Source organism: Nocardioides sp. ChNu-153, from assembly GCF_030466625.1.
GTDB lineage: Bacteria > Actinomycetota > Actinomycetes > Propionibacteriales > Nocardioidaceae > Nocardioides.
The window spans coordinates 81,568-94,507 of record NZ_JADEVT010000010.1 but is presented as its reverse complement, the minus strand read 5'-3'; the positions used below and the strand labels follow the sequence as shown (position 1 = coordinate 94,507).

At 74.1% G+C, this 12,940-nt stretch carries 14 protein-coding genes; 7 read left to right on the top strand and 7 right to left on the bottom strand.

The window, feature by feature from the left end; genetic code table 11:
• Nucleotides 1-29 precede the first annotated feature (29 nt).
• The 3 genes from INN71_RS13370 to INN71_RS13360 all read right to left on the bottom strand — a co-directional run bounded on the left by INN71_RS13370 (nt 30) and on the right by INN71_RS13360 (nt 3,442).
• A complete protein-coding gene (locus tag INN71_RS13370; RefSeq protein ID WP_277497977.1) occupies nt 30-1,676 on the bottom strand; it encodes an alkaline phosphatase in 1,647 nt (548 codons plus the stop codon).
• Between the two features lie 95 nt (nt 1,677-1,771).
• Nucleotides 1,772-2,647 (bottom strand): diaminopimelate epimerase, encoded by an 876-nt coding sequence (gene dapF, locus INN71_RS13365; protein WP_277497976.1) that lies wholly within the window; start codon nt 2,645-2,647, stop codon nt 1,772-1,774.
• Nucleotides 2,648-2,815: 168 nt separating this feature from the next.
• Complete coding sequence (locus tag INN71_RS13360; RefSeq protein ID WP_277497975.1) at nt 2,816-3,442, bottom strand: TetR/AcrR family transcriptional regulator; 627 nt, start codon at nt 3,440-3,442, stop codon at nt 2,816-2,818.
• A 70-nt stretch (nt 3,443-3,512) separates the two neighbouring features.
• Between INN71_RS13360 and INN71_RS13355 the strand changes: the two genes are divergently transcribed.
• On the top strand, nt 3,513-4,427 hold the full coding sequence (locus tag INN71_RS13355; RefSeq protein WP_277497973.1) for a sterol desaturase family protein: 915 nt from the start codon (nt 3,513-3,515) through the stop codon (nt 4,425-4,427).
• Here INN71_RS13355 and INN71_RS13350 read toward each other — a convergent pair.
• From INN71_RS13350 to miaA, 3 genes are all read right to left on the bottom strand, one after another.
• A complete protein-coding gene (locus tag INN71_RS13350; protein ID WP_277497971.1) occupies nt 4,424-5,002 on the bottom strand; it encodes a dihydrofolate reductase family protein in 579 nt (192 codons plus the stop codon). The genes INN71_RS13355 and INN71_RS13350 overlap by 4 nt on opposite strands.
• Nucleotides 4,999-6,060: a helix-turn-helix domain-containing protein gene (locus INN71_RS13345; protein ID WP_277497969.1), complete on the bottom strand. Its 1,062-nt coding sequence runs from the start codon at nt 6,058-6,060 to the stop codon at nt 4,999-5,001. The genes INN71_RS13350 and INN71_RS13345 overlap by 4 nt, the downstream gene beginning before the upstream one ends.
• A gap of 222 nt (nt 6,061-6,282) precedes the next feature.
• Nucleotides 6,283-7,206 carry a tRNA (adenosine(37)-N6)-dimethylallyltransferase MiaA gene (miaA, locus tag INN71_RS13340; RefSeq protein ID WP_277497967.1) on the bottom strand — a complete coding sequence of 308 codons (924 nt, stop codon included), beginning with the start codon at nt 7,204-7,206 and terminating at the stop codon, nt 6,283-6,285.
• A 94-nt stretch (nt 7,207-7,300) separates the two neighbouring features.
• On the opposite strand from miaA, the gene INN71_RS13335 reads away from it, so the two are divergent.
• From INN71_RS13335 to INN71_RS13320, 4 genes are all read left to right on the top strand, one after another.
• Nucleotides 7,301-7,531, top strand: a complete 231-nt coding sequence (locus tag INN71_RS13335; RefSeq protein ID WP_277497965.1) for an antitoxin — start codon at nt 7,301-7,303, stop codon at nt 7,529-7,531.
• Nucleotides 7,528-8,124, top strand: coding sequence for an NUDIX domain-containing protein (locus tag INN71_RS13330; RefSeq protein ID WP_277497963.1), 597 nt, complete (start codon nt 7,528-7,530; stop codon nt 8,122-8,124). Before INN71_RS13335 ends, INN71_RS13330 begins: the two co-directional genes overlap by 4 nt.
• Entirely contained in the window at nt 8,121-8,366 is a 246-nt protein-coding gene (locus INN71_RS13325; RefSeq protein WP_277497962.1) for a hypothetical protein, read from the top strand. Before INN71_RS13330 ends, INN71_RS13325 begins: the two co-directional genes overlap by 4 nt.
• Before the next feature lie 108 nt (nt 8,367-8,474).
• Entirely contained in the window at nt 8,475-9,455 is a 981-nt protein-coding gene (locus tag INN71_RS13320) for a glycoside hydrolase family 26 protein (protein ID WP_277497960.1), read from the top strand.
• Nucleotides 9,456-9,470: 15 nt separating this feature from the next.
• On the opposite strand, the gene miaB is transcribed toward INN71_RS13320, so the two are convergent.
• Nucleotides 9,471-10,976 (bottom strand): tRNA (N6-isopentenyl adenosine(37)-C2)-methylthiotransferase MiaB, encoded by a 1,506-nt coding sequence (miaB, locus tag INN71_RS13315; RefSeq protein WP_277497958.1) that lies wholly within the window; start codon nt 10,974-10,976, stop codon nt 9,471-9,473.
• 184 nt (nt 10,977-11,160) lie between these two features.
• On the opposite strand from miaB, the gene INN71_RS13310 reads away from it, so the two are divergent.
• The gene (locus INN71_RS13310; protein WP_277498023.1) at nt 11,161-11,889 is read left to right on the top strand and encodes an amino acid ABC transporter ATP-binding protein; all 729 of its coding nucleotides are present in this window, start codon (nt 11,161-11,163) and stop codon (nt 11,887-11,889) included.
• Nucleotides 11,890-12,063: 174 nt separating this feature from the next.
• Nucleotides 12,064-12,921, top strand: a complete 858-nt coding sequence (locus INN71_RS13305; protein WP_277497956.1) for a glutamate ABC transporter substrate-binding protein — start codon at nt 12,064-12,066, stop codon at nt 12,919-12,921.
• Nucleotides 12,922-12,940 lie beyond the last annotated feature (19 nt).

Genomic DNA, 12,940 nt, shown 5'->3' with positions numbered 1-12,940 from the left:
TAGGCCGCGGTGCCGCACCTGGCGATCCGTTATCCCCCGGACGGCTCGGGCTCCAGGTCGACGGCATACAGCTCGGTACCCAGCGCGTCGCGCAACGAGACCCGCAGGAGGCCGTCGGCGGCGATCTCGCCGTACCCGATGAAGGTCTGATCCGGCGTCGGCGCCCGTCGGCTCGGCGCCGACGAGCCGGTCGCGAAGACCTGCTGGGCGCCGAAGGTGGTGTCGGGCTCCTTGACGCCGAACGAGCTGCACGCGATCGGGCCGGCGACGAACTCCCAGAAGGGGTCGAAGTCGGTGAAGGCCGCGCGGTCCGGGCGGAAGCGGTGGGCGGCGGCGAAGTGGACGTCGGCGGTGATCCAGACGACGTTGCGCACGCCGGCGGCGCGGAAGGCCGACAGGATGCGTGCCAGCTCGTGCTCGCGACCGCGCGGGGCGGCGCCGTCGGCGTTGCCGTAGCCGTCGAAGTCGACCGGCTTGCGGGGCCCCAGTGCGAGGGGCTGGTCGGCGGAGATGACCTTCCACGTCGCCCGCGAGGCCGTGACCTCCCGGATGAGCCAGTCGGTCTGCTCCTCCCCGAGCAGGGCGGCGGGGCGCTCGCCGTCGGCCTCGTCGTTGGTGGAGCGGTACGAGCGCTGGTCCAGGCAGAAGAGGTCCAGGTGGGCGCCTCGCGCGACCTTGCGGTAGATCCCCCGGTCGGCGAACCCCGTCGCCCCGCGGCCGAGCAGGTGGGCCTCGCCGATCGGCATGTACTCCTGCCAGGCCTGGCGGCCCCACCGCGCGAGCACGTCGACGCGCCGCTCGTCGGTGTAGGGGTGCGTGGTGGTCTCGTCGGTGAGCACCTCGCCGGGGTACCAGTTGTTCGTCGTCTCGTGGTCGTCCCACTGCGAGACCACCGGCACCGACGCGTGCAGGCGGCGCACGTGCTCGTCGAGGAGCACGTAGCGGTAGCGCCCGCGGTACTCCTCCAGGGTCTGCGCGGGGCGCGCCACCTGGTCGGTCACGACGTTGCGCCAGACCGTGCCGTCGGGCTCGACGACGGTGTCGGTGATGGGCTCGTCGGCGTAGATGTTGTCGCCGCAGTGCACGAAGACGTCGGGCCGCAGGTCGGCCACCGCGCCGTACCCCACGAGCCCGCCCGCGTCGGGGTTGATGCCGTAACCCTGCCCGCAGGTGTCCCCCGACCACGCGAACGTGGTGCGGGCCGGGGTGGTCGACGGCGTCGCGAAGGTGACGCGGCGGGTCTCGCCCGCCACCCCGGCGGCGTCGGTGAACCAGAGGTCGGCGGCGTACTCCCGGCCCGGCTCGAGCCCGTCGAGCGACATCCGCGCCGTCAGGTCGGTAGCGGCGGTCGCGACCTGCCCCACGCGGGTGCCGATCACCCGGCTGCCGCTCGACAGGCGCACCGTCAGCTGCCCCGGGCCCTCCCCGCGGGCCCACAGCACCCCCGAGGTCGGCGTGACGTCACCGGTCTGCGCGTGGGTGATGCCGTCGCGGGTGCGCACCAGGTTGGCCGTCGTGTGCGGCACCGGCCGGTCGGTGGCGCGCGCCGCCACCGCGGGGTCGCGCAACGCGTCGAAGGGTGGGCCCAGCATCACCCCACCCGCCACGCCGCCGCCGAGGGCCAGCAGCCCCCGCCGTCGCACGACCGCCTGCCCGAGACCTCGCGAAGTCGGCACGCACCGCACTCGACCGAGCGCGGGTGAACCGCGGGCCGACCCGCGGTGGCGTCGCGTCGGGGGCTGGGCGAAGGCTGGGCGGACGCCCGACGGCCCTACAGTGCGGAGACGCCCTCGGCGACGATCTCGGCGGGGCCGGTGAGGACCACAGTGCCCTGCGGCGTCCACGTCAGGTCGAGCTCGCCGCCCGGCACGTCGACGCGGTAGACCACCGGTTCGCCCGGCGGGGTGCCGTCGGCCGGGACGGCGCCGTCGGCCAGCGCGCTGGCGACCATGACGGCCGCCGCGCCGGTGCCGCACGACTGGGTCTCGCCGGAACCGCGCTCGTGCACCCGCATCGCGACGTGCCGCTCGCCGCGGCGCACCACGAACTCGACGTTGACCCCGTCGGGGTAGAGCGCACGGTCGTACGCCGGCCCGGCCAGCAGGCTGCCGGCCTCCGCGAGGTCGTCGACGAACGCGACGGCGTGGGGGTTGCCCATGTCGACGCCCGTCGTCGGCCAGGTCACCTCGGTGTCGGCGACGGTGACCTGGGAGGCGGGCAGCAGCGTCGGCGTACCGACCTCGGCGCTGACGCGGCCGTCGTCGTCCACGCGCACCGAGAGCACGCCGGCGCGGGTCGCGACCGCGACGGGTGCGGAGGGGTCGACGCCCTCATGGTCGACGAGCCAGCGGACAAAGACCCGGATGCCGTTGCCGCACATCTCCGCGACCGAGCCGTCGGCGTTGCGGTAGTCCATGAACCACTCGGCGGCGTCGCGCGCCGCGACCGCGTCGGGGTCGTCGGTCGCGGCCGTGCGCACGACGCGGAGGATGCCGTCGCCGCCGATGCCCGCGCGCCGGTCGGTGAGCGCCTGCACCCGCGCAGGGTCGAGGTCCGCGTGCCGCGTGCCGTCCGCGTCGGGGAGGATCACGAAGTCGTTGCGCGTGCCGTGGCCCTTGGCGAAGGGGTACGTCGGGTGCTCGCTCACGGCGTCGATCCTCCCACCCCGGACCACCGCGGCCCAGCCGCTGCATGTTCGTGGTGGGGGCGCCAGGCATTCCGCGGCGCTGCTCCCACGAACGGGGGCGGCGGCGGTTCGTGGTGGGAGCGCCAGGCCTTCCGCGGCGCTGCTCCCACGAACGGGGTACGGCGCCGCTCAGCCGGCGGCGAGCCCGGCACCGAGCCCGGCGGCCAGCCCCGCCGCGATGCGCTCGACACGGGCGAGCACGGAGGCGCCCGGCTCGTCGGGGTGCTCGGCCCACCAGCGCAGGACGGTGTCGAGCATCCCGATCCAGATGCGGGTGGTGAGCGCGCGGTCGGCGGGGTCGCTGTCGCCGGCGAGCTCGAGCATCTCCCCCACGCCCTCGACGGCGAGCCGGTGGAGCCGGTCGGTGTGGCGGGCGGCGGCCCGGGCGGCCTCGGTGCCGTCGGGCACCGTGGGGTCGAACAGCACGCGCCACAGGTGCGGACGGCCGTCGAGCACGGCCGTCAGGCCCGCCACGGTGAGCAGCCCGCGCTCGAGGCCGACGGCGCCGAGCCCGGCGCTGCGCTCGACCTCGTCGGCGACAATGGAGCCCGCGGCGTCGACGCACGCGACGTACAGCCCCTCCTTCGACCCGAAGTAGCTGTAGACGAGCGGCTTCGAGATGCCGGCGGCGCGGGCGACGGTCACGACGGAGGCCGCGCCGTACCCGACCCGGGCGAACTCCTCCTGCGCCGCGGCGAGGATCTGCTCCTCGCGGTCGCGGCGCGGGACGCCCTTCGTGCCGGTGCGTGCTGCCATGCGCCGGACTCTAGCCAGGTCATATGACCTAGGGGTAACTTACCTCGAGGTCACATCCCCTGGAGGTCCCGTGGACGAGCTGCTCGACCCGATGAAGAACCCGGTCACCTACGCCGCGCCGTTCTTCGTGCTGACGATCCTGGTCGAGCTCGCCGCGCTGCGTTGGCTCGACCACGACGACAACCTCACCGGCTACGCGCTGAAGGACGCCCGCACCTCGATCTCGATGGGGATCGTCTCGCTCGTCTTCCTCACCGCGTTCAAGCTCGTCTCGTTCGTCGGTTTCGTGGCGGTCTCGACGTACCTGGCGCCGTGGCACCTGCCGACCGACACGTGGTGGTACTGGGTGCTCGTCGTGCTCGGCGTCGACCTGGGCTACTACGCCCACCACCGCTTCAGCCACCGGGTGCGGATCGCGTGGGCCGGGCACCAGGCCCACCACTCCAGCGACTTCATGAACTTCGGCACCGCGCTGCGCCAGAAGTGGAACCCGTGGTTCGAGTTCTTCTTCTGGCTGCCGCTGCCGCTGCTCGGGTTCGCGCCGTGGACGCTCTACGTGGCCTTCGGCCTCAACCTGATCTACCAGTTCTTCACCCACACCGAGATCGTCGACCGCCTTCCGCGGCCCGTCGAGTGGGTGATGAACACGCCCTCGCACCACCGCGTGCACCACGGCAGCGACCCGGAGTACCTCGACAAGAACTACGGCGGCATCCTCATCGTCTGGGACCGCCTCTTCGGCACCTTCGCCCCCGAGCGGCACCGGCCGCGGTACGGGCTGACGACCCCGGTGACGACGTTCAACCTGCTCGAGCTGCAGTACGGGCACTACCGCGAGATCTGGCAGGACGCGCGCGCGGCGACGCGGTGGCGCGACAAGGTCGGGTACGTCGTGGGGCCGCCCGGATGGGCACCGACTGATCCGGCCACGCCGAGCGCCCCGGCTGCGCCGGGCCCGGCGCCCGCCGTACCGGAGCTGCCCTAGCCGGTCCAGCCGCCCCGCACCACGTCGTGGGTGGTGACGACGAAGTCGGCGTTGCGCTCGACGCCACGCAGCGCGAGCTCGAGGTGGCGCGGCAGGAGCGGCGCCCCGGCCCCCAGCACCACCGGGGCGTAGGCCACGACGACCTCGTCGAGCAGGCCCACGTCGGCGAGCCGGGCGGCGAGCTCGCCGCCGCCGACCACCCACACGTCGCGGTCCCCGGCCACGGCCGCCGCCTCCGCGTGGAGCGCGCGCACCGCGGCATCGTCGTCGGCCGCGACGAAGCGGATGTCGGCGCCGGCCCAGCCCGCCGGGCGCGCGGCCTCGAGCTCGGCGGCGCGGTGGGTGAGCACCCAGGTGGGCACGTCGTACGCCCACGGGTCGTCGCCGGCGTGCCGCGCGACCCAGGTGTACGTCGAGGCGCCCATGAGCGTCGCGCCCACCCGCGCCATGAAGGTCGTGTGGTTGCCCGGGCCCTCGGGGTCGAGGTCGCGGTGGAGCAGCCACTCCAGGGAGTGCTCGGGGGTGGCGATGAAGCCGTCGAGGCTGCTGGCGGTGTTGTAGACGGTGGTGGTCACGGGTGCTCCTGTCGGGTCGGCTGGCGGCTCGGCTGTCGGATGGGCTGGCGGACCCACTCGACGGGGTCGCCGAGGTCGGGGGCGGGCGGGGCGTCGTCGAGCGCGCCGAGCTCGCGCAGCAGGCGGCGCACGAGGAGGCGGCGGTGCGCGCCGTACTGCAGGACGTGGGCGCCCACCCCGCTCAGCACGAACGACTCGGGCGGCTCGCACAGCGCGTCGACGAGGCGGTCGTCCCAGGCGTCGCGGGCCACGACGTCGGCGACGGCGGCGACCCAGCGGGGCCCGGCCACGGCGTGGCGGGCGCGGAGGTCGTCGAGGTCGTCGGTGCCGGCGCCCGGGTGGTCGGCGCCCTCGATGCTCGCGACCCACACCTCCTGCGAGAACACGAGGGCCTGCAGCAGGGCGGCGACGCTCTCCTCGGGCGGGCCCCAGGCGTGGACGCGGTGGCCGGGCAGCAGCGGGCGTCGGTACGCCGCCGCGTCGAGCCCGCGCGCCGCCTCCAGCATGAGGGTGGTGTCGGCGACGCCGTGGTGCAGCTGCACGGCGAGCACCGGGTCGAGCCGCGCCCGCCCGGCGGACGGCTCGCGCACCCACAGGTTCGTCGGTGGGTGGAAGTGGATGCCGTTGGGGGCGGCGAGCCAGGTCGCGGTGCCGCTCGTCGTCGCGCTCGGCGGGTGCCCGTAGGCCCGCGCGAACGCCCGCCCGAACCCGTCGGTCGAGTCGTAGCCCGCCTCCAGCGCCACCTCCGTCACCGTCGCGCCGCCCGCCAGGCGCCATGCGGCCCGCTCGAGCAGCACCCGGCGGCGCAGCGCCACCGGCGGCTCCCCCGCCTCGCGGGCCACGAGCCGGCTGAAGTGGTACGGCGACGCGTGCGCCCCACGCGCCATGTCGCCCAGGCGCGGGTGGGCGTCGTCGAGCACGGCGTCGAGGAGCTCGCGCAGACGGTCGCGGCCGCGCGGCGGCGCGGGCTGGTCGCCGGGCTGGCTGCCGGGCTGGCTGCCGGGCTGGCTGCCGGGCTGGCTGCCGGGCTGGCTGCCGGGCTGGTCGGGGTCGGTCACGGGGTCCAGTCTGGGGCGGCCGGGGGCGTGCGCGCCCGACCGATCTTGCCGTCCTGCCCCCCGTCCTGCCCCCCGGCCTGCCCCCGTCCTGCCGCCGCCCGTTCGTGGTAGCAGCGCCACACATTCCGCGGCGCTGCCACCACGAACGGGGACGCCGGCGGTCCGTGGTGGGAGCGCCACACATTCCGCGGCGCTGCCACCACGAACGGGGTACGGCGCGCCTCAGCCCAGCGCGGCGACGGCGGCGAGGGCCCGGTCGACGCGGTCGGGCGCGTCGTACGGAACCCACGTGATGCGCGGGTCCTTCGTGAACCACGACTCCTGGCGCCGCGCGAACCGCCGCGTGGCCACCACGGTGCGCTCGCGGGCATCGGCAAGGGACAGCCGGCCGGCCAGGTGCTCGGCGACCTCGCGGTAGCCGATGGCGCGCGACGCCGTCAGCCCGTCGAGCAACCCCTCGCCCAGCAGCCGCTCGACCTCGGCGACGAAACCGGCGGCGAACATGGCGTCGACGCGCCGGGCGATGCGCTCGTCGAGGGCGGGCCGGTCGATGGCGACGCCGACCTGGACGGTGCGCGGGTCCACGTGCTCGAGCACCGGCAGCGACGCGCTGAACGGGCGCCCGGTCAGCTCGACCACCTCGAGCGCCCGCACGACACGCCGCCCGTTCTCGGGCAGGATCCCGGCCGCCGCGGCGGGGTCGACCTCCGCGAGCCGGGCGTGCAGCGCGGCCGACCCGACGCGGGCGAGCTCGGCGTCGTACCGCTCCCGGACGGCCGGGTCCGTGCCGGGGAACTCGAAGCGGTCGAGCACCGCCCGCGTGTAGAGCGCGGAGCCGCCGACCAGCACCGGCACCCGTCCCCGCGCGCGGACCTCCGCGATCACGCCGCGCGCCCGGCCCTGGAAGTCGGCGACGCTGGCGGGCTCGGTCACGTCGAGGAGGTCGAGCAGGTGGTGCGGGACGCCGCGGCGCTCGCTGGCGGGGAGCTTCGCCGTACCCACGTCCATCCCGCGGTAGAGCTGCATCGCGTCGGTGTTGACGACCTCCCCGCCGAGGCGTTGGGCCAGGTCGAGCGAGAGGTCGGTCTTCCCGGCCGCCGTGGCCCCGACCACCGCCACGATCGGCGGGACGGGCGGCTGGTTCACGCTGGCTATCCTTCCAGGACCGCACGAGACGACGTGCCCGACCGGCCGCCGCCACGATCCGGCGGCGTCGGGTGCCCCACCAGGAGGACCTCACATGGCGTTCAGCGACAAGCTCAAGGGCGCGCTCGGCCAGGCCCGCACGAAGGCCGGCGACGTGGTCGCCGAGCACGGCGACAAGATCACGGGCGGCATCGACAAGGCCGCGGCCGTGGCGGACGCGAAGACCAAGGGCAAGTACTCCGACAAGATCGCGAAGGGCACGTCGAAGGCCAAGCAGGGCCTCGACAAGATCGACCGGCGCAACGACGGCGGCACCGCTCGATGACGCCCGCCGAGCCGGACCCCGCGCCGCGCTCGGACCAGCGCCCGACCACCGACGACCCCGTCGGGATCGGGCGCTTCGTCGTGGTGCCCGCCGCCTACGTGCTGCTCCTGCGACCCGGCCGCGGTGACGTCCCCGAGGTGCTGCTGCAGCTGCGCTCGGGCACGGGCTTCATGGACGACCACTGGGCGTCGGGCGCGGCCGGGCACGTGGAGAAGGGCGAGACCGCGTACGACGCCGCCCGCCGCGAGGCGGTCGAGGAGCTCGGCGTCTCCGTCGCCGACCTGCGGATGCTGGCCACCATGCAGCGCCGGGCGCCCGGCCCCGAGCCCGTGGCGCCCATCGACGAGCGCGTGGACTTCTTCCTCACGGCGACGTCGTGGACCGGCCAGCCGCGGATCATGGAGGGCGCGAAGTGCGCCGACCTGCGGTGGTTCGGTCTCGACGCACTCCCCGAACCGGTCGTCCCGCACGAGCTCGTGGCGCTCACCGAGCTGCGCCGCGTCGTGGGGCCGCTGGGTACGGTGGAGGGCGAGCCGACGCCGTACCTGACCTACGGTTTCGCGACGCCCCAGCCCGAGGAGGAACAGCCGTGAGCGACCCCGGTCCGCAGCCCGAGCCCACCATCGAGCCCGCCGAGCCCAACCCCGGGGGGGCCGACGCGATCGACGAGTCGGACCGCTACGGCGACGCCGGCCAGGCGATCACGCCGGACCTGCCGTCCGGCAGCAACCCCGCCGTCGACGAGGACGCCCTGCCCGACGGCGTGACCGAGGGCGAGGACAAGCAGCAGGAGGGCGACGAGGACGTCGACCGCGACGCCGAGCCCGCCGACTGACGGACCCGAGCGGCGCGGGATCCCTCAGGTCGGCGGCGAGCCCGCCGACAGGAGGACCAGGTCCCGCGAACCCCTCTCCTGCGCGCGGGGTCCCGAGAGGTCTCCGTCGTGCTCCCCATCACCGTCGCCGCTGCTCCCCGCATGAGCCGCCGCTCCCTCCTGGGCGCCCTGGGCGCCACCACGCTCGCGGGGGCAGCAGCCCCCGCCTTCCTCGCGTCCCCCGCCGCTGCGGCCGGCGCCGGGCGGGGCTACGGCCTGTTCCTGCCGTCGTACCCCGGCAGCATCGACTCCGTGCGGGTCGCCGGCGAGGCCGTGGGACGGGCGCCCGAGCTGGTCATGTGGTACGCCGCGTGGTCGACCGGCGGCGCGTTCCCCCTGGCCCAGGTGCAGGAGGTCAGCGCCGCGGGCGCCGTCCCGGAGATCACCTGGGAGCCGTGGGACCCCGCGCTGGGCACCGCCCAGACGCGCTTCTCCATGGCGTCGATCGCCAGCGGCCGCCACGACGTCTACGTCAAGGCCTGGGCCCGGGCGGCGGCCGCGTGGGGCGGCGCCGTGCGCCTGCGGTTCGCCCACGAGTCGAACGGCCCCTGGTACCCCTGGTCCGTCGGGGTCGCCGGCACCACCAGCCGTGGCTACGTCGCCGCCTGGCGCCGCGTCGTCACCATCTTCCGCAACGCGGGCGCCCGCAACGTCCGCTTCGTCTGGTGCCCCAACGTGCCGTTCGCGGGGACTCCGGCGCTCGCCTCGATCTACCCCGGCGACGCGTACGTCGACGCCGTCGGCCTCGACGGCTACAACTGGGGCACGAGCCAGGACTGGTCGACCTGGGGCAGCTTCACCGACGTGTTCGGCGCCGGCGTCGCCGAGCTGCGCACGCTGACGACCAAGCCGCTCGTCATCGGCGAGGTCGGCTGCGCCGAGGACGGCGGCGACAAGGCCGCCTGGATCACCGACATGTTCGCCGTGCTCGCCGCCCACCCGGAGATCTCGGGCTTCACGTGGTTCAACGTCGCCAAGGAGGCCGACTGGCGCGTCGAGTCGACGCAGGCCTCGCTCGACGCCTTCCGCGCCGGCGTCGCCGGCGCCTGACGGCCGCCGACGGCCTCAGCGCACCGAGCAGGCGTTCTCGACGACGGGCAGGGGCGCGGGGACGCCGATGCTCGGCATGCCGAGCGACACGCCCGCGGGGGCGGGGGGCTCCGCCGTACGACGCTCCCAGGCGTCGCCGGCGCGCGTGCGGCGCAGCGCGAGCACGGGGCCGTCGGCGACGAGGTGGTGGGGCGCGCCGTACGTGATCGCGACCTCGACCATGTCGCCCGGGCGCGGAGCCTCGCCGCCCACGAGCGAGAAGTCCGACGCGAAGTGCACCAGCCGGTTGTCGGGAGCGCGGCCCGACAGGCGCGCGGTGGCGGCGTCCTTGCGGCCCTCGCCCTCGGCGACCATGAGCTCGAGCCGGCGGCCCTCGAGCTTCCGGTTCTCCTCCCACGCGATCTCGTTGACGAGCGCGACGAGGCGCTCGTAGCGCTCCTGCACGACGGCCTTCGGCACCTGGTCGGTCATGGTGGCGGCGGGGGTGCCGGGGCGGGTGGAGTACTGGAACGTGAACGCGCTCGAGAACCGCGACTCCCGCACCGCGTGCAGCGTCTGCTCGAAGTCCGCCTCGGTCTCGCCCGGGAAGCCCACGATGATGTCGGTGGTGATCGCCGCGTCGGGGATGGCGGCCCGCACCCGCTCGATGATGCCGAGGAACTTCCGCTGGCGGTAGGAGCGGCGCATCGCCTTCAGCACCGTGTCCGAGCCCGACTGCAGCGGCATGTGCAGCGACGGCATGACGTTCGGCGTCTCGGCCATCGCCTCGATGACGTCGTCGGTGAACTCCGCCGGGTGCGGCGAGGTGAAGCGCACGCGCTCCAGGCCCTCGATCTCGCCGCAGGCTCGCAGCAGCTTGCTGAAGGCCTGACGGTCGCCGAACTCCACGCCGTACGCGTTCACGTTCTGCCCCAGCAGCGTCACCTCGGTGACGCCCTCCGCCACCAGCGCCTCGATCTCGGCGAGCACGTCGCCGGGGCGGCGGTCCTTCTCCTTGCCGCGCAGGCTCGGGACGATGCAGAAGGTGCACGTGTTGTTGCAGCCGACGCTGACCGAGACCCACGCGGCGTACGCCGACTCGCGGCGGGTCGGCAGCGTGGACGGGAAGACCTCGAGGCTCTCGAGGATCTCGACCTGCGCCTCCTCGGCGATGCGGGCCCGCTCCAGCAGCACCGGCAGCGAGCCGATGTTGTGCGTCCCGAACACCACGTCGACCCAGGGGGCCTTGCGGGTGATCTCGCCCTTGTCCTTCTGCGCGAGGCAGCCGCCGACGGCGATCTGCATGCCCGGGCGCCGCGCCTTCACCGGCGCCAGGTGACCGAGGTTGCCGTACAGCTTGTTGTCCGCGTTCTCCCGCACCGCGCAGGTGTTGAGCACGACGACGTCGGCGTCCGCGCCGGCCGGCGCCGCGACGTACCCCGCCTGCTCCAGCAGGCCGGTGAGCCGCTCGGAGTCGTGGACGTTCATCTGGCACCCGAAGGTGCGGACGTCGTAGGTGCGGGGCGTGGCGGTCTCAGGCATGACCGCACCAGGGTACGGCGACCCGCGGCCGCCACACGAACGCGCGCGTCCTCATCACGAATAGGTCCCGATCATCGCGAACGGGCCCCTCCGGCTGGCTCGCACGGACCAGTTGGGTCTAGGTTCCCCGACCATGACGACGCTGGAGAAGGAGCCGACCCCTGCGGCGCCGCAGGGCGAGCCGCTGGTCGTGCTGTCGGGGGTGCAGAAGTGGTTCGGCGACCTCCACGTGCTGAAGGACATCGACCTCACCGTCCACCGCGGTGAGGTCGTCGTGGTGATCGGCCCCTCGGGCTCCGGCAAGTCGACGCTGTGCCGCACCATCAACCGCCTCGAGACGATCGGTGAGGGCTCGATCACGCTCGACGGCCAGCCGCTGCCCGAGGAGGGCAAGGCGCTCGCCGGGCTGCGCGCCGAGGTCGGCATGGTGTTCCAGAGCTTCAACCTGTTCGCCCACAAGACGATCCTCGAGAACGTCACCCTCGGGCCGATCAAGGTGCGCGGCGTCAAGAAGGCCGAGGCCGAGGCCCGCGCACAGGAGCTGCTCGACCGCGTCGGGGTCGGTGCCCAGGCGGGCAAGTACCCCGCCCAGCTCTCCGGCGGCCAGCAGCAGCGCGTCGCGATCGCGCGGGCCCTGGCGATGGAGCCGAAGGTGATGCTGTTCGACGAGCCCACCTCGGCGCTGGACCCCGAGATGATCAAGGAGGTCCTCGACGTCATGGTCGAGCTCGCCCGCGGCGGCATGACCATGGTCGTGGTGACCCACGAGATGGGCTTCGCCCGCACGGCGGCCGACCGGGTCGTCTTCATGGCCGACGGCCAGATCGTCGAGTCCGGCACCCCGCAGGAGTTCTTCACCAACCCCCAGAGCGAGCGCGCGCAGGACTTCCTGGGCAAGATCCTCAAGCACTGAGACCCGCCGGGCCCGGCCCCCGGTGACGGGGTGCCCGGGTCGACCGGCACGTACGACGGGACGCGCGCCCCGGCGCGACGCCCCCGCGCAGCCCCACCACCCCATCACCCGATGACGGGCCCCTCGGCGGCCCTGGAAGTAGGAGAGATGCGACTCAGAAGGACGATGGCCACGATGACCGGCCTGGTGCTCGCCGCCTCGCTGGCCGCGTGCGGCGACGCCGGCAGCGACGAGGAGGAGTCGGTCGACGTCGACGTCAACTCCGACGCGGCCGAGAGCTTCGAGGAGGGCACGCGCATGCGCGAGCTCGCCGACCAGGGCACGATCAAGATCGGCGTGAAGTTCGACCAGCCCGGCATCGGCTACAAGGGCGCCACCGACGAGGTCCCGACCGGCTTCGACCCGCAGGTCGGCACGATCCTGGCCGCCTCGCTGGGCATCGCGGCCGACGACATCGAGTGGGTCGAGACCATCTCGGCCAACCGCGAGTCGTTCCTCGAGAGCGGCGAGGTCGACCTCGTCATCGCGTCGTACTCGATCACCGACGCCCGCCGCGAGGTCGTGGGCCAGGCGGGTCCGTACTACGTGACCGGCCAGCAGCTGCTCGTCCCCGCCGACAGCGACATCGCCGGCGTCGAGGACGTGCAGGGCCAGGAGGTCTGCTCGGTGACGGGCTCGACGTCGCTCGACAACGCGCAGGCCGAGGGTGCGGTGCCGCGCGGCTTCGACACCTACTCCGAGTGCGTCGACCAGGTCCGTGACGGCACGGTCGCCGCGATGACGACCGACGGCGCGATCCTCCTCGGCTACGCCGCCGAGGACCCCGACAACCTCAAGGTCGTCGGCGACCCGTTCTCGGAGGAGCGCTACGGCATCGGCTACTCGATCGACGCCCCCGAGATGTGCGGCTGGATCAACGAGACCCTCGAGGAGTCGTTCGACGACGGCACCTGGGAGGAGGCGTTCAACAACACGCTGGGCGTCTCCCTCGACGAGGCCCCCGAGCCCCCCGCGCTCGACCCCTGCGCGTGAGGTGAGGTGGCGGGTTCCC